16 protein-coding genes and 1 pseudogene are annotated in these 18729 nt (G+C 41.3%); 13 read left to right on the top strand and 4 right to left on the bottom strand.

Going from position 1 to position 18729, the window contains the following annotated elements; translation table 11 throughout:
• Positions 1 to 9 precede the first annotated feature (9 nt).
• Together IPJ09_19055 and IPJ09_19060 are read left to right on the top strand one after the other, a co-directional pair.
• A complete protein-coding gene (locus IPJ09_19055; GenBank protein ID MBK7373492.1) occupies positions 10 to 429 on the top strand; it encodes a PepSY-like domain-containing protein in 420 nt (139 codons plus the stop codon).
• A 64-nt stretch (positions 430 to 493) separates the two neighbouring features.
• Positions 494 to 1480, top strand: coding sequence for a serine/threonine dehydratase (locus IPJ09_19060; GenBank protein ID MBK7373493.1), 987 nt, complete (start codon positions 494 to 496; stop codon positions 1478 to 1480).
• A gap of 69 nt (positions 1481 to 1549) precedes the next feature.
• Here IPJ09_19060 and IPJ09_19065 read toward each other — a convergent pair whose 3' ends face one another.
• The gene (locus tag IPJ09_19065; protein ID MBK7373494.1) at positions 1550 to 1987 is read right to left on the bottom strand and encodes a nuclear transport factor 2 family protein; all 438 of its coding nucleotides are present in this window, start codon (positions 1985 to 1987) and stop codon (positions 1550 to 1552) included.
• A 119-nt stretch (positions 1988 to 2106) separates the two neighbouring features.
• Here IPJ09_19065 and IPJ09_19070 point away from each other — a divergent pair, with 119 nt between their 5' ends.
• The 3 genes and pseudogenes from IPJ09_19070 to IPJ09_19080 all read left to right on the top strand — a co-directional run bounded on the left by IPJ09_19070 (position 2107) and on the right by IPJ09_19080 (position 5844).
• The gene (locus IPJ09_19070) at positions 2107 to 3210 is read left to right on the top strand and encodes a Gfo/Idh/MocA family oxidoreductase (protein ID MBK7373495.1); all 1104 of its coding nucleotides are present in this window, start codon (positions 2107 to 2109) and stop codon (positions 3208 to 3210) included.
• A 17-nt stretch (positions 3211 to 3227) separates the two neighbouring features.
• The gene (locus IPJ09_19075) at positions 3228 to 3722 is read left to right on the top strand and encodes a DinB family protein (protein ID MBK7373496.1); all 495 of its coding nucleotides are present in this window, start codon (positions 3228 to 3230) and stop codon (positions 3720 to 3722) included.
• A gap of 242 nt (positions 3723 to 3964) precedes the next feature.
• Positions 3965 to 5844, top strand: a pseudogene (locus tag IPJ09_19080) (Nramp family divalent metal transporter).
• Between the two features lie 13 nt (positions 5845 to 5857).
• Here IPJ09_19080 and IPJ09_19085 read toward each other — a convergent pair.
• Positions 5858 to 6730, bottom strand: coding sequence for a winged helix-turn-helix transcriptional regulator (locus tag IPJ09_19085; protein MBK7373497.1), 873 nt, complete (start codon positions 6728 to 6730; stop codon positions 5858 to 5860).
• A gap of 289 nt (positions 6731 to 7019) precedes the next feature.
• Here IPJ09_19085 and IPJ09_19090 point away from each other — a divergent pair, with 289 nt between their 5' ends.
• On the top strand, positions 7020 to 7559 hold the full coding sequence (locus tag IPJ09_19090; protein ID MBK7373498.1) for a GNAT family N-acetyltransferase: 540 nt from the start codon (positions 7020 to 7022) through the stop codon (positions 7557 to 7559).
• Positions 7560 to 7635: 76 nt separating this feature from the next.
• The gene (locus IPJ09_19095; protein ID MBK7373499.1) at positions 7636 to 8355 is read left to right on the top strand and encodes a superoxide dismutase; all 720 of its coding nucleotides are present in this window, start codon (positions 7636 to 7638) and stop codon (positions 8353 to 8355) included.
• Positions 8356 to 8435: 80 nt separating this feature from the next.
• Here IPJ09_19095 and IPJ09_19100 read toward each other — a convergent pair whose 3' ends face one another.
• Complete coding sequence (locus IPJ09_19100; protein ID MBK7373500.1) at positions 8436 to 9014, bottom strand: DUF2141 domain-containing protein; 579 nt, start codon at positions 9012 to 9014, stop codon at positions 8436 to 8438.
• A 53-nt stretch (positions 9015 to 9067) separates the two neighbouring features.
• Here IPJ09_19100 and IPJ09_19105 point away from each other — a divergent pair, with 53 nt between their 5' ends.
• The 4 genes from IPJ09_19105 (at position 9068) to IPJ09_19120 (ending at position 12946) form a co-directional block, all read left to right on the top strand.
• Positions 9068 to 9676: a protein-tyrosine-phosphatase gene (locus IPJ09_19105; protein ID MBK7373501.1), complete on the top strand. Its 609-nt coding sequence runs from the start codon at positions 9068 to 9070 to the stop codon at positions 9674 to 9676.
• 144 nt (positions 9677 to 9820) lie between these two features.
• Positions 9821 to 11131: a cysteine desulfurase gene (locus IPJ09_19110; protein ID MBK7373502.1), complete on the top strand. Its 1311-nt coding sequence runs from the start codon at positions 9821 to 9823 to the stop codon at positions 11129 to 11131.
• Positions 11132 to 11271: 140 nt separating this feature from the next.
• On the top strand, positions 11272 to 11625 hold the full coding sequence (locus IPJ09_19115) for a transcription initiation protein (protein ID MBK7373503.1): 354 nt from the start codon (positions 11272 to 11274) through the stop codon (positions 11623 to 11625).
• Between the two features lie 58 nt (positions 11626 to 11683).
• Entirely contained in the window at positions 11684 to 12946 is a 1263-nt protein-coding gene (locus IPJ09_19120; protein MBK7373504.1) for a sigma-70 family RNA polymerase sigma factor, read from the top strand.
• Position 12947: 1 nt separating this feature from the next.
• On the opposite strand, the gene IPJ09_19125 is transcribed toward IPJ09_19120, so the two are convergent.
• Positions 12948 to 13307 carry a hypothetical protein gene (locus IPJ09_19125; GenBank protein ID MBK7373505.1) on the bottom strand — a complete coding sequence of 120 codons (360 nt, stop codon included), beginning with the start codon at positions 13305 to 13307 and terminating at the stop codon, positions 12948 to 12950.
• A 307-nt stretch (positions 13308 to 13614) separates the two neighbouring features.
• Between IPJ09_19125 and IPJ09_19130 the strand changes: the two genes are divergently transcribed.
• Together IPJ09_19130 and IPJ09_19135 are read left to right on the top strand one after the other, a co-directional pair.
• Positions 13615 to 16788 (top strand): TonB-dependent receptor, encoded by a 3174-nt coding sequence (locus IPJ09_19130; protein MBK7373506.1) that lies wholly within the window; start codon positions 13615 to 13617, stop codon positions 16786 to 16788.
• Positions 16789 to 16802: 14 nt separating this feature from the next.
• Positions 16803 to 18677, top strand: a complete 1875-nt coding sequence (locus IPJ09_19135) for a RagB/SusD family nutrient uptake outer membrane protein (protein MBK7373507.1) — start codon at positions 16803 to 16805, stop codon at positions 18675 to 18677.
• The last annotated feature ends 52 nt before the right edge of the window (positions 18678 to 18729 follow it).

The following is an 18729-nucleotide window of genomic DNA, read 5'->3' on the forward strand; positions in this document are numbered from 1 at the left end:
TTGAATAACATGAGTTTAATTGCTTTTTTCTCCGGCAGTCTTATACCTGCTATGTTCGTTTTTACAGTCCAACCTCCATCAGAAGTTAAGGTTGCCTTTGAGCATAGGTTTGCAAATATTTCTGACTTAAAATGGCATAAAGAGAACAATCACGAATACGAAGCTTCATTTAAAATAGCTGGTGCGGAATATTCTGCCAATTTCGATCATACAGGCAAATGGTTAGAAACTGAAAGTGCCATTGAGTTTGATCAGCTACCTGAAAAAGTCAAAGCGGCATTTAATGCATCTTACCCTGGAGCCAAGGTCAAAGAGAGCGCCAAAATCGAATCTTATGATGGAGGGACTCACTACGAAGTAGAATTCAGACGAGGTGGTAAAACTATAGAACTGATCTATAACCCTGACGGTAGCCTGGAAAAAGCTTGATGATTGCCTGCCGTTATTTTTTCTAATCTTTGCAAAAAAACTAAGCATTAACTTATTTTACCTTATGCTATCTATCCATGATATTGAATCGGCTAAAAAACGTATAGATTCATACATTCACCGCACCCCGGTGATGTCTTCTTCGTTATTAAACTCCTGGTTGGGACATGAGATCTTTTTTAAAGTGGAATGCGTGCAAAAAATCGGTGCATTCAAAGCAAGGGGTGCTTGCAATGCCATTGCCTGGCTCAGAGAACAACACATTCCTGTGAAACAAGTCGTAGCTAATAGCTCTGGCAATCATGCCCAGGCCGTAGCTTGGGCCGCCAGCCGGTTTGGTATTGATTCTACCATATATATGCCGGCTTATACCTCTAAGGTGAAAGTTCAGGCCACTGCTGCCTACGGTGCAAAAACAGTATTACTCGAGACCCGGGCTATGGTAGACGAACAGGTAAGGCTGGCCGCAGAAGCAAAAGATACTTATTGGATACATCCTTATAATCATGAACAGGTCATCACCGGCCAGGGTACAGCTACGCTGGAAGCAATTCAGGATCTAGGTGAGGTAGATGCTGTTTTGGCGCCTTGTGGGGGAGGAGGACTGTTGTCCGGTACATTGATTGCAGCCCATGGAGCTTCGCCAAAAGCTAAGGTGATTGGAGCAGAACCTCTAAATGCCAATGATGCAGCTCAGTCACTTCGTATGGGTAGTATCCAATCTTTGACTGCTACCCCCGATACGCTGGCCGATGGTGCGATGACTCCTTTCGTAGGAAATATCACCTTTGAATATCTCAAACTCCTGGATGAAATGTACGAGATCGAAGAAGAACGCATCGTGTACTGGACGCAGTGGCTCAGCCATCTGTTGAAAATAAGAGTTGAACCTACCAGTGCCTTACCAATGGAGGCGGCATACCAATGGTTGAAAAAACAAGTCGGCAAGAAAAAAGTACTCATCATCTTGTCAGGGGGAAATGTAGATCAGGCTACAGAATTGAAGATTTGGAGCAAAAACTATTTAGATCAATTGCCTGGTCAATACTGATTTAGGAAGGATATTTTGCTAAAACTGGCCTCGGTTCAAGGGATATTGAAGCAAATCAATTAAGCAAAATCATTTCGGTATTTTGGCTGCTTGACGCGCCAATAACTTCCATTGACCCTGTTGTTTTTGCCACACCATCAGGATGATAATATCTATCTTCTCATCGATATTATTATGTAAAAAATCACCAGTGAGCCGGTGTCTTACGACGGCAGCATCGCCTGCTAATGTGATCGATTGGTTTTCCAACTTGATCGATTTAAAAACGGACCATCCTTTCATAAACTCATCTACAAACCCTTGTTTATTCCTCACTGTCCCGCTGGAATGGACATAGACGAGATCATCAGCAGCGAGACTTTTCAGGATGACTTCATCCGGAGTGATCATTACTTTCCGGAGCTTTTCGACGGCTTCGGCGACAGCCTGATCGTCCGAAGTCTGGGCAGTTATATAATTGCCGTAGCTTAGTAGAATAGATAGGAAGAAAACTAGCTTTTTAGACATATCCTGGATTTGTATTTATCTGGCCAATGTATATACTTTCCTGCTGTCTTAGCCATATCTTGTAGGCCATTAGTCTTATTTTTACTAACAATGAGTCCATCTAATTCTATTTTTATCCCATGAAAAAAAGGTTTGCCTTCATTTTATTTATCGGAATTTTTTGTTCTATGTCCCTTCCTGTTTTTGCTCAATCTGATCTGGTACGGATGGGCATCGTAGGCATGACTCATGATCATGTCAACGGTATATTGTCCAGGCCGGAGCATGAAGGTATGATCCTGGTAGGTTTTGCAGAGCCAAACAAGGAATTAGCCATACGCTTGCTTAAAAAGAACCATTTGCCTGAATCACTATGGTACAGTAGCCTTGAAGAAATGATAGCCAAAGCCAAACCTCAAGCTGTCTGTGATTTTCGCAGTACCTATGAGCACCTTGAAACGGTTGAAAAATGTGCTCCACTCAAAATCCATGTGATGGTAGAAAAACCCCTGGCAGTAAATATGATTCATGCCTTGAAAATGGAATCCTTAGCTAAAAAATATGGCATCCACCTGATCACCAATTACGAAACCACCTGGTACGGCAGTCATCATCAGGCCTATGACCTGATCTATAATCAACATAAAATTGGCGATATCCGCAAAGTCGTGATCATGGATGGTCACCGGGGACCTAAAGAAATCGGCTGCTCCAAAGAGTTCTTGTCCTGGCTTACGGACCCAATAAAGAATGGGGGAGGAGCTATCATGGATTTTGGCTGTTATGGTGCGGATATCATGACCTGGTTGATGAAAGGGGAAGAGCCGATATCAGTAACCGCAACGGTGCAGACAAACAAACCCGAGGTGTATTCTAAAGTCGATGACGAAGCCACTATCGTTGTCAAATATCCTTCAGCTCAGGCCATTATCCAGGCTTCATGGAATTGGCCCTTCGATAGAAAAGATACAGAGATCTATGGTCAGACAGGAACCATTATGGCAGATAAATCCAATAAAATGAAACTACGCGTGGGAGAACGAAATTCTCAGGAAGAACTCTTAGAGGTAAAACCGTTGACCAATCCATACAATGATGCTTTCAGTTATTTTGCCGGTGTCGTCAAAGGAAATATAAATCCTGAGGGTGCACTGGGTTCACTTAAGATAAATATGGTCGCCATGAAAATATTGGATGCAGCTGTGCAGTCCTCCAAATCCAACAAAACCGTTTTTTTGAAATAAATTTTATCATTTGCTATATGGAGACGCCTTCCGCTTTAACTCAACTTGTCCTGAATAGCTGGGACTTGCAATTGACCAGATTCAATCAGCTACTTCATGCACTAAGTGATGACCGCTTATTACTCCCCATGGCTCCAGGCAGAAGCAGGGGAATATATATACTCGGCCATTTAATCGCAGTGCATGATCGTATGATCCCCACTTTGTACCTGGGAGAACAAATGTATGGTTCATGGCATGATACTTTTTTAAAAAATCCTGATGATCCTACGGTAGCTATGCCCTCTGTCCAGGAATTGAGAGCATATTGGAGCTCTGTCAATCAATTCCTGGAAGAAAAATTCCGCATCCTAAGCCCAGCGGAATGGCTCCAAAAACACAGCGCAGTTTCTGAAGAAGATTTTGCCAAAGAGCCTCACAGAAACAAGCTTAATCTCCTGCTCAACAGAACCAACCATTTATCCTACCATCATGGACAATTGGTCTTTTTAAAAGAAAAACTGGAATTGTAAAAGACCTTGATTTTAAGCGCTTGTAGGATCTATTTTAATCGATTTAGAGGATTTATTTAAAAAATATTTGACGCTATTAAATAAATATTTAGATTTGTCTAAATATTTTTAAAAGCGTATTCAAATTTGTTGATGAGTTCTATCATTAAGATGTAGAATTCTATCAATATTTAATTATATATTACACTTTAACAATTGATTATATATATTTAATTTCTATATTTAAGTATCTTCAATCTCTTATGTCCGATAAGCACAATTTCGACAATTCTTTAAATGAGGTCCATCAAACAGTCGATGTCACGGTGCCCAAAAAAGGTTTAAGAAAGTTTTTGCCTTACATAGGTCCTGCATATTTGGTCAGTGTCGGCTATATGGATCCAGGCAATTGGGCTACAGACCTCCAGGGTGGAGCCCAGTTTGGATACAAGCTTATTTGGGTCTTATTGATGAGTAATCTGATGGCACTCTTGCTGCAGAGTCTGAGTGCAAGGTTAGGCATAGTCCGAAGGAGAGACCTTGCACAAGCCAATAGGGAGACCTATCCCCCTGTGGTCAATTTTTGTCTTTATGTGCTGGCGGAACTCGCTATAGCGGCCTGCGATCTTGCAGAAGTGCTGGGTATGGCGATTGGTTTGCATTTATTGACCGGTATGTCCATTTTAGCTGGTGTATGTATTACTGTTGGTGACACTTTCTTACTCTTGCTACTACAACGATATGGTATCCGAAGGATGGAAGCATTCATCATTGTTTTGGTAGCCACTATTGGTGCTTCGTTTATTATAGAAATTATATTAGCTCAGCCGGTACTGAGTGATATTGCAGCAGGGTTTATACCTACTCCGCTCCATGGAGAGGCCCTGTACATTGCCATCGGGATCATAGGGGCAACCGTAATGCCTCATAACCTATACTTGCATTCAGCTCTGGTGCAGACACGCAAGATTAAAAACGATGAGGCAGGCATCAGGCGGGCTTTAAAGTTTAATTTTATTGATACCACCATAGCACTCAACCTAGCTTTTTTTGTCAATGCCGCCATCCTTATTCTGGCAGCCGCTGCTTTTTATACGACTGGGCAGACTGATGTAGCCAGGATAGAAGAGGCTTACAAATTATTGCCTGCAGCTTTGGGCACTAAAACTGCCCAAATCGTTTTTGCTGTAGCGCTGATTGCCGCAGGACAAAGCTCCACCATAACAGGTACCCTGGCAGGGCAGATTGTTATGGAAGGTTATTTGCGTTTGCGTATCAACCCCTGATCCGAAGGATTATCACCCGGCTTATTGCCATTGTACCAGCTGTATTAGTCATTCTGATTTATGGCAATGATAAATTGGATGACCTTTTAGTATTCAGCCAGGTTATATTGAGTATGCAGTTGGGTTTTGCCATGATACCATTGATCCATTTCGTGAGCGATAAAAAAACCATGGGCAGCTTTGCCATCAAACTACCTATTAAAATTTTGTCCTGGCTGATTGCTACTGTTTTAGTCCTGCTGAATCTGAAATTATTATATGAAGAGATTACTATCATCCTGATGTCGGACCCTTCAGTATGGATAAAGCTACTCATTGGCGTCGGTGTCCTTGCTTTTGCTGCTTTGTTTATTATCATGACCGTGTATCCATTGATTAATAAAAGGAAAACCCAAACGGAAGTTTTGGTGCACATGAAAAACAAGCCTTTGATCATAGATCTTGTGTCGCCTCCACAGAAAATAGCTATTGCGCTGGACTTTGGTGATCGCGATGAAAAAGCCATTGCTTATGCGTTGGCCCAGGGAAGAAAGGAGGCACACTATTTTTTATTGCATATTGTTGAGACTCCCACAGCCACCTTCCTGGGCTCCTCGACAGATGACTATGAAACCCGGGATGACAAAAAACGTATAGAACTCTATGTAGCGCAATTAATTTCCCTGGGATATCAGGCAAGTAGTCGAATAGGATATAAAAACCGGGTTGAGGAGATTGTCAGGCTCGTGACAGAAGAAAATGCAGACTTACTCGTTATGGGTGCCCATCAACATCGGGGACTCAAAGATGTCTTGTATGGGGAGACTGTTGACAAAGTGAGGCATAGAATGTCGATTCCGGTTTTAATCGTCAATTAATATCCATGAGTACTCACTCGAGAGGGGCTACCCCCAACATATATCCTTTTCCATGGACGCTGATTAATTTTAGATTTTCATCCAACGACAGTTTTTTTCTCAGTTTGGAGACAAATACATCAAGGCTTCGCCCTACGATCACTCCCTGATCTTCCCATATGGTTTTGAGTAAATAATTTCTCTCCAGCAATTGATTGGGCGATTGAATAAATAATTGCAGTAGTTCATATTCTTTACCGGATAGAAGAATTTTTTCGTCCTGGTAAAAAAGGCATTGCTGTCGCGAGTCTATCTTAAACTTTCCAAACGTGGCCATAGCACCATGGTCTGTCGGGGATTCATTCTTTGGTGGTAACCTTTTTTTGAAATAGAGGAATCCAATCAAAAACAAAGTTGGTAAAATAATTGCGGTCGCCTGCCATCCCTTTGAAGCAGCTGGTGTGAGAAATTTTATGCTCATGAAGTAACAAGCGGTAGGTAGCTTTCTGCCTATGCAGGGTATTAAATTATTATTTTCATTGACAGCTATGGAAAAGCTATATACAATGTCCTGATTGCTACATTCCATGACCTGTAAAAGGTAGGAACTATTGGTCAAAGAGTCATCCAAATATTTTCTAACGATATCGACAATGGAATCAGGCGTAAATGCCAATTCGTTTTCAAATCGAATCAAATATTCAGACGCTGATTTTTTTTCAATAGGCATGACCCTGGAACTATCATCCCCGATGGCGGACAATATATCGTGTCCGATACTGCGGAGCCTGACCTCCATAACCCCATTGTGGCCTTCCGGATTAGCCTTATTGATGCCAATCCAAGCAATTCCTGCTCCCCAAAGCAGGATCAGTATGATATTGAAAAATTTAGTTTGAAATAACAAATTAGGGGCAAAGCTAAGCGCAATACCACCAAAAATGGGTGGCTTTACAATAATTTACAATTTTTTTACCAATGGACTATTCAGTTATTACAGTTTTACCCTTTTCTCCTATTAAAAATTATGGAGTGAAACGAGACAACGAGACCTGGAAGGTTTACATACCGGTAACCTATATTAAACCTTCCAGGTCTTGTTCGCGCAAGAAAACCATTCCTGACTTGGCAGACAGGCTTCCAGATCTTGTTCGATCATTGTTGGAATTTTTAAACTCCAACTCGTATTTTTGACTATGCCCGAATTTGACCTCCAACCTACCCTTGAAAATCAATTCGTAAAAATCCGGCCACTTCAGTCAGATGATTTCGAGTTGTTGTACACGGTGGCTTCAGATCCTTTGCTGTGGGAACAACACCCTAACAAAGAAAGATATCAGCGAGCGGTATTTGAGAATTTTTTTAAAGGAGCTTTAGAGTCTAAAGGAGCATTTGTCATATATGATGCAGATACCGGAGCTGTGATCGGCAGTTCAAGATATTATGATTATGATCCTGCCACTAGCTCCGTGTTGATCGGTTATACCTTTATTTCAAGAGATCATTGGGGCAGTACTTACAACCAGGCTCTCAAAAAATTGATGGTGGAATATGCTTTAGAATTTGTAGATCAGGTCTATTTTCATATCGGAGCTTTCAATATTCGGTCGCAACGGGCGATTGAAAAATTTGGCGCTGTAAAACAGAGAGAAATCCCTGTAGAATACTATGGCGAACAAAGTCAACCTAATTTTGAGTATAAAATAGATAAAAAAACCTGGACTTCAAAAAGTTAGCTCTTGGCTTCATATTTTATTATTTCTGTCGCTGGTAGAGATTCCCTGTAATTTGTACGCTTAAATTTAATTTGTCATGAATCGAAAAGAATTTTTAAGGTCATCTGCTATTTTGGGCGGAGCCACCATCTTGCCCGCTGAAAGTGTATTTACAGAAAGTCTTAAAAAGTCAGGCATGGATCGCCTCACGGATGTTAATGGCAATTTTGCTTTGCAACCCTTACCCTATAACGAGAATTTTTTAGAGCCACATATGGATCAGGAGACCTTGCACCTTCATTATACTTTTCATCATGGGGATGCAGCAAAAGCAGCCAATAAAGATCTGCAAATGGTGCAAAAGGCGCTGGATGAAGGCCAGCTCGATACCGTAGATTATTGGACAAAAAAATTAGCTTATCATCTTTCTTCTCATATACTTCATACCATATTTTGGACCAACCTGACCAATAAAAAAACAGATCCTCAAGGTGACCTGCTCAAACAAATAGAAAAAGATTTTGGTACCTACGACAAGCTTAAATCACTTATTGCTAAAACAGCTAAGGGTGTTGATGGCAATGGTTGGGGTATAGTTGGTTATCATCCTTCTACAACCAAATTGACAGTGATGCAATGTGAAAACCACGAAAAACTCACCCAGTGGGGTGTAATACCAATACTCGTCATCGATGTGTGGGAACATTCTTATTATCTCAAATATCGCAACCGAAGGGCTGAGTTTGTGGACAATTTATTTGGTATCATCAATTGGGACAATGTGGCCCAGCGGATGGACCTGGCAAAAAAAATATAAACTGCCGTTGTATTGCCCCCGAAGGGCCGGCTTCTAATGTCTCGTCCAACAAATCGGTCAATCAAATGCGCCAATATTGTTTATTGTTTTGACCAATAAGCAACTCTCGATGGTACAGTTTCTGCAGCTTGATTAAAAGTAAAAAGAACCTTCCGAAAGCTCGGGACACTCCATTTTGCCCTGACATTATTGCTAAATCCATAGGCTTCAGTAGGTAGCCCGACTACATTGCGATCGATTACCCCATTTTGATTTTCATCCAGATAGAGGGCCGCAGCATACTCACCGAATGCGACTTGCTTCAATCGGACTTCTGCGGTGCCATCGGGCCTGATATAAGCACTATCTGCCCTGGCCCATCCGTTTTCACTTAAAAACTGTTTGTCATCATTGTATAGTACCACTCTGAGTAACCCTTTTGTAGAGGGCAGGTTAGAAAAAGTATATACTAAATCACCAAAACCAAAAACTTCATTAACAGGTTTGCCTGGATCAGATAATAAAAAATAGGATGCAATTTTGAAAGAAAAGAATAATAAATACATGGATATTATTAGTTGTAGACCTGCAATGTACCCGAATTCCAGGTTGCTATGGGCTACAAAATCGTTGAACGCAGCTTGTTCAGCGTTAAATAAATCAAAAGGGCAGCTAAGCACGATTTTTTTGAAAATCTGCTTTTCTCTTAGGTGCATTATTACTAAACTTGTTCATGTATTTTGATTTAAGACTCCCTGTTCAGCTTTGCGTTGGTCAATTTGATGCTATTCCCCTTGCTAGAAAAACGATTTTGTCTCATCTGGCAGATTATATTCGTCAAAAATACAAAAGGGAAGAGGTTATACATTTAAATTATATCTGTACGCACAATTCTCGCCGAAGTCATTTTGGCCAGGTAGCAGGTGCTTTGGCTGCACATTATTATGCTATAGATCAGGTATTTACTTATTCAGGTGGCACAGAAACTACAGCGGTCAATCCTCAGGCTATTGCAGCCCTTAACCAATTTGGGTTCAAAGTAGAACAGCTGGATTACACTTTAAATCCAAAATACAAAGTGAGTTTTGGACCCTCCAATTTTAGTATTTGTTTTTCAAAAGTATATGATGATGTTATAAATCCAAAGGTCAGTTTTGCCGCGATCATGACTTGTGGTGATGCTGACGCAAACTGCCCTTACATACCTGGAGCAGATCATCGTTTTACAACCACTTATGAAGACCCCAAACTATCTGATGGTACCCAAGATGCATCCAGGATTTATTTGGAGAGGTTTAAGCAGATCTTGACTGAAAATTTGTTCGTTTGCTCCCTAGTTTGAGATGGTATTGTGGTTTTGTTTGTTTGGCTATGAGTCATCTATGTATTAGCTTTAGGATTTAGAAGTGCAACCATATATTTTGACCACATTCAATACATTCTCAGCGTGAAAATAAACGTTTAATTTTTGTAAACTTATCATTCAATGAGCGATTCACTGCATTCAAAAAAATCACTTTTTACTGAAGAAAACAGTCAAAATAAAAAAACAAATCTGGAAAGGTCTGAATCCCGGATTTTTCAAGTCGAGGCGGTACGAAAAGATTTTCCTGTACTTCGGCAGACGGTCAATGGCAAACCTTTAGTATGGTTGGACAATGCAGCGACCACTCAAAAACCCCAATCCGTTATTGACAGTATATCAGACTTTTACGAAAATTATAATTCCAATATACATAGAGGAGCACATACACTTGCCGCACATGCTACGGAGGCTTATGAAAATGCCCGGGAAAAAGTACGACGACTGATCAATGCAAGCTCCAAAGATGAAATCATCTATATCCGGGGCACTACCGAAGGTATCAACTTGATCTCCAATACTTTTGGTAAACAGCAGGTGGGCCGGGGAGATGAGATCATCGTCAGTGAATTGGAACATCACGCCAATATTGTGCCCTGGCAAATGTTGGCTCAGGATAAAGGGGCTTCTTTGCGCGTGATCCCGATCGATTCTCATGGTGATATCATGATGGAGGAATACCAAAAGCTGTTTAATCACAAGACCAGGATAGTCGCTATTGGACAAGTATCCAATGCCATTGGCACTGTGCTCCCAATGGCCGAAATGATCGATACGGCACATCGACACGGAGTGCCGGTCATGGTTGACGGCGCTCAGTCTGTACAGCATATGCCCATAGATGTACAGGCACTCGACGCTGATTTTTTTGTTTTTTCAGGTCATAAAATATTTGCTCCTACGGGTATTGGGATTGTATATGGCAAAAAACATATTTTGGATGATATGCCCCCGTGGCAAGGCGGTGGTAATATGATTGACAGGGTTACTTTTGAAGAAACCACCTACAAACCTGTTCCTGCCAAATTTGAGGCCGGCACGCCTAATATTGGAGATGCTATAGGCTTGGGTGCTGCGGTAGATTATATTATGAAGATCGGTCTTGAGAACATTCAGAGATATGAAACAGATTTGATGCAGTATATGGTCGATAAATTAATCGACATTCCCGGCCTTCATATCATCGGACACCCTACTCATCGCGCAGGTGCCTTATCTTTTGTAATGGACAAAATTCGAACTATTTCAATGGGGCAAATGCTGAATCGGGAAGGTATTGCTGTTAGGTCCGGCCACCACTGTGCCCAGCCTGCTTTGAGACATTTTGGTTATGAGAGTAGTGTGCGACCCTCTTTAGCTTTTTACAATACATATGATGATATCGACAGGTTGCGGGAGGCCATCTTGAAAATAAGTAGGTCGCCAAAAGCTTGACCACCTCCCATAAATTCAGCCAAACCTTTTTTGAAAAGTAGACTTCGGAATAAATTAATATTATAATTGTCCTATCTCGTCAAACTCATTTGATATAGGTATACAATCATATATTCAAATCACTTTTAAAACTTAATGTAATGGATGAATTTTTATTGATTATGCGGCATGAGGATGGTAGCAAGATAGCTTCACCTGAGCAAATGCAAGCATGGATGAAACAGACTATGGACTGGATCTCAACGATTGCGGCCCAAAACAAATTTGTAGGTGGTACAGGATTGCCGATGCAGGATGCGTGCGTGGTCAAATCGAACAAAATGGTGACCAATGGTCCGTTTGGTGATATTAAGGAGACTATCGGCGGTTTTATCAAAGTTCGGGCGGAGACGATGGAGGAAGCAGTCGGGTTTGCCATGGGATGCCCTGTGCTACAAGGGGAAGGAAATTCAGTTGAAGTAAGGAAAATTGCTCAGGATCATGGTAATAGCTGATTTCGTTTTGATCCAAAAAAAATCAAACCTGTAGTGAAGCAGGGAATACTTCCAATCAATGAAATATCAGGAATGGGTACCCCATTTATTCAGGACAGAGTTTGCCAGGATTACCGCGGTCCTGTGTAATCGATTTGGCATAGATCAAATCGAAGCTGCTGAAGATCTTGCCAGTGATACTTTTGTGGCTGCGCTGGAGAGTTGGACCTATCAGGGAATACCTGAAAACCCCAGGGCCTGGTTGTATGCGGTAGCTAAAAACAAAGCCAAAAATTATATCAAAAGGCATCATCTTTTTCTTCAAAAGATAGCGCCTCAATTGCAAGGATCAGATGAATGGTCTGATGATACAGATTTCGATTGGTCAGCAGAAAATATCATGGATAGCCAACTTCAAATGTTATTTGCTTTGTGTCATCCATCTATTCCTGTTCAATCTCAAGTAGCGCTTTCTTTGCGCATTTTATGTGGTTTTGGCATAGAAGAGATAGCCAATGCTTTTTTGACCAATAAGGAGACCATTAACAAACGATTGCTCAGGGCTAAAGAAAAGTTGAAGTCAGAAAAGGTGTCTTTGAAATTCCCGGGTGTCGAATCTATCAATGGCAGATTGGGTACGGTCATGATCACCCTTTATTTATTATTTAATGAGGGATATAGCTCTGAGAGTGTCGATGGAGTGCTCCGGGAGGATCTATGTCATGAAGCCATGCGATTAACGTATTTGTTGATTGAAAATGATCGTTGTTCCAGGCCGGTTGTTCATGCACTATATGCTTTGATGTGCTTTCAAGCTTCAAGATTTCCGGCACGGAAAAATGACCAGGGTGAAATGATCTTGTACGATGACCAGGATCATTCGCTTTGGGATCAATCAATGATTTTCAAAGGAATGTTCCATTTGCATAGATCTGCTAGTGGGGAAGATTTGTCAAAATACCATCTTGAAGCAAGTATCGCTTATTGGCATACCATTAAAGAGGATAGTTTTTTAAAATGGTCAAACATTCTGAACTTATACGATCAACTGCTAAATATTGACCATTCTCCTGTTGTGGCCCTTAACCGAATTTATGCGCTCTATAAATTGAAGGGTAGTCAGGCAGCGTTGGAAGAAGCCGAAAAATTGTCAATGACCAAAAACCATTTTTATTTTGTGTTGTTAGCAGAACTAAACCATGAGGCAGCGCCTTTAATTGCCAAACAATACTTACTGAAGGCTTATAATCTTGCTAAAACTCAGACAGATAAAATTCAAATCGAAAAAAAATTAAGCCGTCTGACAAATAGTATTGCTGTCGGGGCTCAGCATGATCATTGATCTACAGTGCTTTGAGTTCCTTGACCTCTATTTCGTCCATTGCAGCCTTTTTCCCCCAACCACACTGAACCTCTTTGGTTTTGCCTGTTAACCGGAAGGTAATATTCACCTTGATCTCAAAGATGCCATTATTGGATGCAACTTGAGATATAATATTGTCGACTTTTGCTTCAGAATGGTCATCAGCTACATATTGCCCCCATTCATCTCCCAAGGGCACGGTAAAGTGCCATCCGCAGCCATCGACTGGTAGTTGATTGACCAGTTTAGCTTCGACAGTGACAAACTCATCGCTCAGATCGGTGCCTTTGTCCCCGCAAGAGAATATAATCAAAAACAAAAAGGCAGGAATTATTTTCATTGTCCTTTTAAACGGTTATTTGCCTTTAAAAGTTGGTGGCTGATAAAAATATTTGCCCAACGAATATAGCAGTGGTAGATTCAAATTTTACAAACAATGATATTGACTTTGAGTCAAAAAAGTTAATAAAATCAGATAAATTCTAAGTTTTTAATATTTTTTCACAAAATTTCACATAATATTTTAGCAAACGTTTCCATAATATTAAAAAATGTCTATTTTCATCAAAATTATTATGCAAACGATTACGCATTTTGCGCAAATTGTTTGTTTGATTTGAATTTGTATTAAATAAAACCTTATTGATATGTTTAAAAAATTCTGCAATTATTTGATGTTGCTGCTAGGGACATTAATTTGTTCCAGTGCTTACAGCCAACAGTCCATTTCAGGTACTGTGTTGGACGGAAAATCGGAACCTCTGATAGGGGTAAATATCCTGGTCAAAAACACCGGGAGAGGTACTGTAACAGATTTGGATGGAAAATACGCTCTCCAGGCAAATCAAGGAGAAACCCTTGTATTTTCTTTTACTGGATTTACTTCTAAAGAGGTAGTAGTAGGATCCAATCCTGTTATGAATATAACGCTGGATGAGGGTGCTGCTTTAGACGAAGTCGTCGTGGTAGCTTACGGATCCCAGAAAAAAGTGACTGTGACTGGAGCTGTGACGGCACTTCAGGGAGACAAACTTGTCAAATCCCCTGCAGTAGATATCACCAACTCTCTTGCGGGTCGTTTACCTGGTCTGGTGGTCATCCAACAAAGTGGTGAGCCTGGATATGATGGTGCCTCTATCTCCATCAGGGGTACCAATACCCTTGGTAACAGCAGCCCATTGATTGTAATAGATGGTATACCTGACCGTGCAGGTGGATTGGGTCGACTCAGCCCACAGGACATCGAGTCTATCTCTGTTCTGAAAGATGCTTCTGCCGCCATCTATGGTGCAAGAGCAGCCAATGGAGCGATCCTGGTCACCACCAAAAGAGGTAAAACCGGTAAGCCAACCTTAACTTATGACTTTAACAATGGTTGGGCTCAGCCTACCAAGATCCCCAATATGTCCAGTGCTCCTGAGTACGCTGCGATCATGAATGAGCTACCTATATATAAGACTATACCGGTCAACGAATGGGGAGCTGCATGGAGTGGTATAAAGACTGCCGGCACTTACGACTCACCGACAGCCGGTGTCAGTACTTTAAATGCCAACTATAGCCCCCAGGCTGTACAAAAATATACTGATGGTAGTGATCCCTGGGGATATCCTAACACGGATTGGTTTGGTGATGCTTTCAAAACCTGGTCCCCTCAAAACCGGCACAATCTTCAGATCTCAGGTGGAACAGAAAGTATGCGGTATATGGCTTCTCTTGGATTCATTCACCAGGATGCCTACTATAAAAACTCAGCGACCAAATACAACCAATACAATATGAGGGTCAATCTAGACTCCAAAATCAGTCCTTATGTAAATGTCAATTTAGGCTTATTGGCCAGGAGAGAAGACCGAAACTTCCCTACAGAATCTGCAGGTTCCATATTCAGGATGCTGATGAGAGGTCGACCTACTGAACCAGAAGTTTGGCCAAATGGATTACCTGGACCTGACATCGAAAATGGTCAAAATCCATATGTAATCACCACCCAGGCTACCGGCTATCAGGACAATCCGACCGATTTTCTTCAAGCCAATGGCGGCATCGATATCACCAATCCTTGGATCAGTGGGCTTAAGCTTACTTTGAGTGGAGCCGTAGATAAAACCAACGAAACAAATAAAGTATGGCAGACACCCTGGATGCTGTATACCTGGGATCGTGTTAGTTTTGAAGCCGATGGAAAAACCCCTAAATTGGTAGGTGCTGTGCGATCAAATTTCAGTGATCCACGATTGACTCAAGGATCCGAAAACTATTTGAATACCAATTTGACAGCTATGCTCAATTATGATTTTAAATTAGGCACTAGCAATACTTTTAACTTTTTGGCTGGGGTGACCCGAGAGGAGTTTTCCGGTGAAAACTACTTTGCCTTCCGGAGAAATTATATCTCTGGGGCAGTTGATCAACTATTTGCCGGTGGGTCCTTATCTCAAAACACAGGAGGTAGCGCTTATGAAAGAGCAAGACTGGGCTATTATGGTCGTGTCAATTACAACTACAAAGAAAAATATCTTGCAGAATTTATCTGGAGGTATGATGGTTCTTATATTTTCCCTAAATCTGGAAGATTTGGATTTTTCCCAGGTTTGTTATTGGGTTGGAATATCTCTGACGAATCTTTCTTCAAAGTTCCAGGCATAGACAACCTTAAATTAAGAGCATCTTATGGTCAAATGGGTAATGACCAGGTCACCTTTAATGGTAGCCTTCAGGAATATGCCTATTTATCAACCTACGGTTTCGGTTCATACCCTATCAATGGTGCAGTAGCGACCACTTTAAATGAAACCAGGTTAGCTAATCCTGATTTTACCTGGGAAAGAGCCAATAACTACAATTTTGGTCTGGATGCTTCGGTTTTAAATGGCAAATTTGATGTGACCCTGGAGTATTTCTTAAATAAACGTGATCAGATTTTGATCCAAAAGACAGGTTCTACACCGGCTTCTTCTGGTATCAATGCTTTACTTCCTCCTGTGAATGCCGGAAAAGTGGACAATAAAGGTTTTGAATTCAATATTGGATACAATGGTAAGGCATCCAATGTTTTACAATTCAGAGCAGGTATCAATGGAGGTTATGCTAAAAATCAAGTAGTCTTCATGGATGAGATCCCTGGAGCTCCCGAATACCAATTACAGGAAGGCAAGCCCATTGGTTCTTACCTGGTCTATAAATCAGATGGAGTATTTAAAGATGCTGCTGCTGTAGATGCCAATAAACTGGATTATTCTGCAGTTACAGGCCAGCTTATTCCAGGCGACATGAAATTTCAGGATGTCAATGGAGATGGTAAGATCAATGGAGATGACCGTGTAAGACTTGAAGAAAGTATCACACCCAAATTCAATTTTGGAGCTACCATAGACATGCGCTACAAAGGTTTTGATTTCTCTATGTTGTTCCAGGGAGCTACCGGTGCTTCTTTGAGAGTGCAGACAGAGTCTGGTGATATTGGAAACTTCCTTAAATATAGCTATGACAATAGGTGGTCTATTGACAATCCTTCGGATGTTCACCCCAGGTTGGCTAGCCGTGGTGACACATATTTTACAGGTGGTAACTATGGCAACAATACCTATTACCTGTTTAGCAAAGACTATATTCGATTAAAAAATGTCGAGTTAGGCTACAATCTTTCGAAAAATATCGTTGATAAGGTTAAATTAGGAAATGCAAGGATTTATGTAAATGCACTGAACTTACTCACTTTGGACAAACTTGAAGTATACGATCCTGAATCTACCAACGCTGGTGGCACATTTTATCCTCAAGCTCGGGTGATCAACACAGGCCTTAGCATAACATTCTAAAAAATCAATTGAAAATGAAAAATTTTAAATTAATTCTTGGTTCGATAACTATTGTCCTCCTGGGTATATTTGCCTGTAGTGAAGACTTTTTGAATACAAGACCTCTCGACAAAATCTCCAGTGATGCTACTTGGGCCGATGGTCCGCTTGCAGAAGCATTTATCTTCAATGTCTACTCTTTCTTAGGATATGGTGGATTTGAAGAGCAGGGTCTGGCGACACTGACAGACGAAGCTATGTTCACTCATGCCGGCAGAAATATCAACACCTTTACAGAAGGTAATGAAAGCCCTAGCAATGTGGCCTGGCAAAGCTCAACCTATGAATGGGGTCGCATGTACCTGGCTATCAGACAAGCTAATACAGCAATACAACAATTGCCAATAGCCACATTTACCAATACCACTTTACGTGATCGATTGCTGGGAGAAGCATATTTTTTAAGAGCTTATTACTATCATCAGTTGGTGAGGTTTTATGGGGGTGTACCTCTCATTGACAAACCTTATGGACTTACAGACGATTACAATATCGCCCGCAATACCTATGAAGAGTGTAATACCTTTATCATAGCTGATTTGGATAAAGCTATTGCCCTTCTCGACGGCAAAACAGTAACAGATGGTAGGGCCTCTAAGGTGGCAGCCATGGCTTTGAAGGCAAGACAACTCCTGTATGCTGCAAGTGATTTGCATGACGCCACTGCAGTCAAAGCTGCTTCTTCAGTCATCGGAGGTTTTGCCAATTTAAATTTATTCGCCTCTTCAGGAGATCGTGCTGCCAAATGGACTGCAGCCAAGAACGCTGCCAAAGCGGTGCTAGATGCTGCTGCCGGTTATAAATTAAATTTGTCTGCTCCTGCTAGTCCGGAGGAAGGTACTGCCAATTATCTGTCGATCGCCATGGGTGGAAAAAGCGCTATTGGTGATGCCGCTGCTAGTTCAGAACTGTTGTTTCAACGCACACATACTGCACTGTATACTGAAGAGGACAACTGGCCTTTGGGCGGTATCCATAATGGTATCAATAATGGTCCTAATGGTTATCACAATTGGGCCGGTAATACCCCTATCCAATTATTGGTAGATGATTACGAAATGATGGATGGGACTAAATTTGATTGGAGCAAACCAGCTCAGAAGGCAGCTCCCTACGCTGGTCGTGACCCCAGATTTTATGCTACAGTAATGTATGACGGAGCCGGCTGGAAGCCCAGACCTTCTGATGTAACTGGTATGGATCCAGCCAATCAGATTCAATCAGGCTATTATGATGATGGTAAAGGGGGCAAAATCAATGGTTTAGATACCAGGGAAAGTCCGGTAGAAAACTGGAATGGCAGTCGTACCCATTATTATGTGAGGAAATTCATAGATCCTAACCCAGCTTTGCCTGACAATCAATCAAGTGCTCAGGTGATTCCATGGCCTTTTATCCGTGTCACAGAGATGGCACTAAGTTATGCAGAGGCTTGCAATGAGACCAATAATGATGCTGAAGCCAGAGCATGGATCAATAAAATTCGATTTAGAGCTGGTATGCCTGCAGTCACCGCCTCCGGCGATGCCTTGAGACAGATTATACGCAATGAACGACGCATTGAGCTCGTGTATGAAGAGCACCGATATCATGATGCCAGAAGATGGTTGATAGCGCCTGGTACCGTGGGTAGAGGGATCAAAGCGATCAACATTGAAGCAAAATTAAAAGCAGGAGCCTCTCCAAACGTACCTTATAAATTTGACCGGACTAAATACGACTATACTTATACTGTGGTCGACAATACCGAAAATGAGACTCGAAAGTGGAACGACAAAATGTATTTCCGTGTAATTAATCGTGATGAAATCAGTCGAAACAATCTGCTTGTTCAAAATCCAGGTTATTAGTACTTAATCATATCAAATATTTTTGTTCTAAAAGAAGTCTACTCTCAGCGAT

The organism is Saprospiraceae bacterium, assembly GCA_016709995.1.
Lineage (GTDB): Bacteria > Bacteroidota > Bacteroidia > Chitinophagales > Saprospiraceae > JADJLQ01.

Excerpts from the sequence above, each read along its gene's own strand:
- IPJ09_19115 (MBK7373503.1), top strand. The coding sequence starts at position 11,272 with ATGGATGAATTTTTATTGATTATGCGGCATGAGGATGGTAGCAAGATA.
- IPJ09_19105 (MBK7373501.1), top strand. The coding sequence starts at position 9,068 with ATGTATTTTGATTTAAGACTCCCTGTTCAGCTTTGCGTTGGTCAATTT.
- IPJ09_19135 (MBK7373507.1), top strand. The coding sequence starts at position 16,803 with ATGAAAAATTTTAAATTAATTCTTGGTTCGATAACTATTGTCCTCCTG.
- IPJ09_19075 (MBK7373496.1), top strand. The coding sequence starts at position 3,228 with ATGGAGACGCCTTCCGCTTTAACTCAACTTGTCCTGAATAGCTGGGAC.
- IPJ09_19125 (MBK7373505.1), bottom strand. The coding sequence starts at position 13,307 with ATGAAAATAATTCCTGCCTTTTTGTTTTTGATTATATTCTCTTGCGGG.
- IPJ09_19055 (MBK7373492.1), top strand. The coding sequence starts at position 10 with ATGAGTTTAATTGCTTTTTTCTCCGGCAGTCTTATACCTGCTATGTTC.
- IPJ09_19065 (MBK7373494.1), bottom strand. The coding sequence starts at position 1,987 with ATGTCTAAAAAGCTAGTTTTCTTCCTATCTATTCTACTAAGCTACGGC.
- IPJ09_19070 (MBK7373495.1), top strand. The coding sequence starts at position 2,107 with ATGAAAAAAAGGTTTGCCTTCATTTTATTTATCGGAATTTTTTGTTCT.
- IPJ09_19060 (MBK7373493.1), top strand. The coding sequence starts at position 494 with ATGCTATCTATCCATGATATTGAATCGGCTAAAAAACGTATAGATTCA.
- IPJ09_19090 (MBK7373498.1), top strand. The coding sequence starts at position 7,020 with ATGCCCGAATTTGACCTCCAACCTACCCTTGAAAATCAATTCGTAAAA.
- IPJ09_19095 (MBK7373499.1), top strand. The coding sequence starts at position 7,636 with ATGAATCGAAAAGAATTTTTAAGGTCATCTGCTATTTTGGGCGGAGCC.
- IPJ09_19110 (MBK7373502.1), top strand. The coding sequence starts at position 9,821 with ATGAGCGATTCACTGCATTCAAAAAAATCACTTTTTACTGAAGAAAAC.
- IPJ09_19130 (MBK7373506.1), top strand. The coding sequence starts at position 13,615 with ATGTTTAAAAAATTCTGCAATTATTTGATGTTGCTGCTAGGGACATTA.
- IPJ09_19120 (MBK7373504.1), top strand. The coding sequence starts at position 11,684 with ATGAAATATCAGGAATGGGTACCCCATTTATTCAGGACAGAGTTTGCC.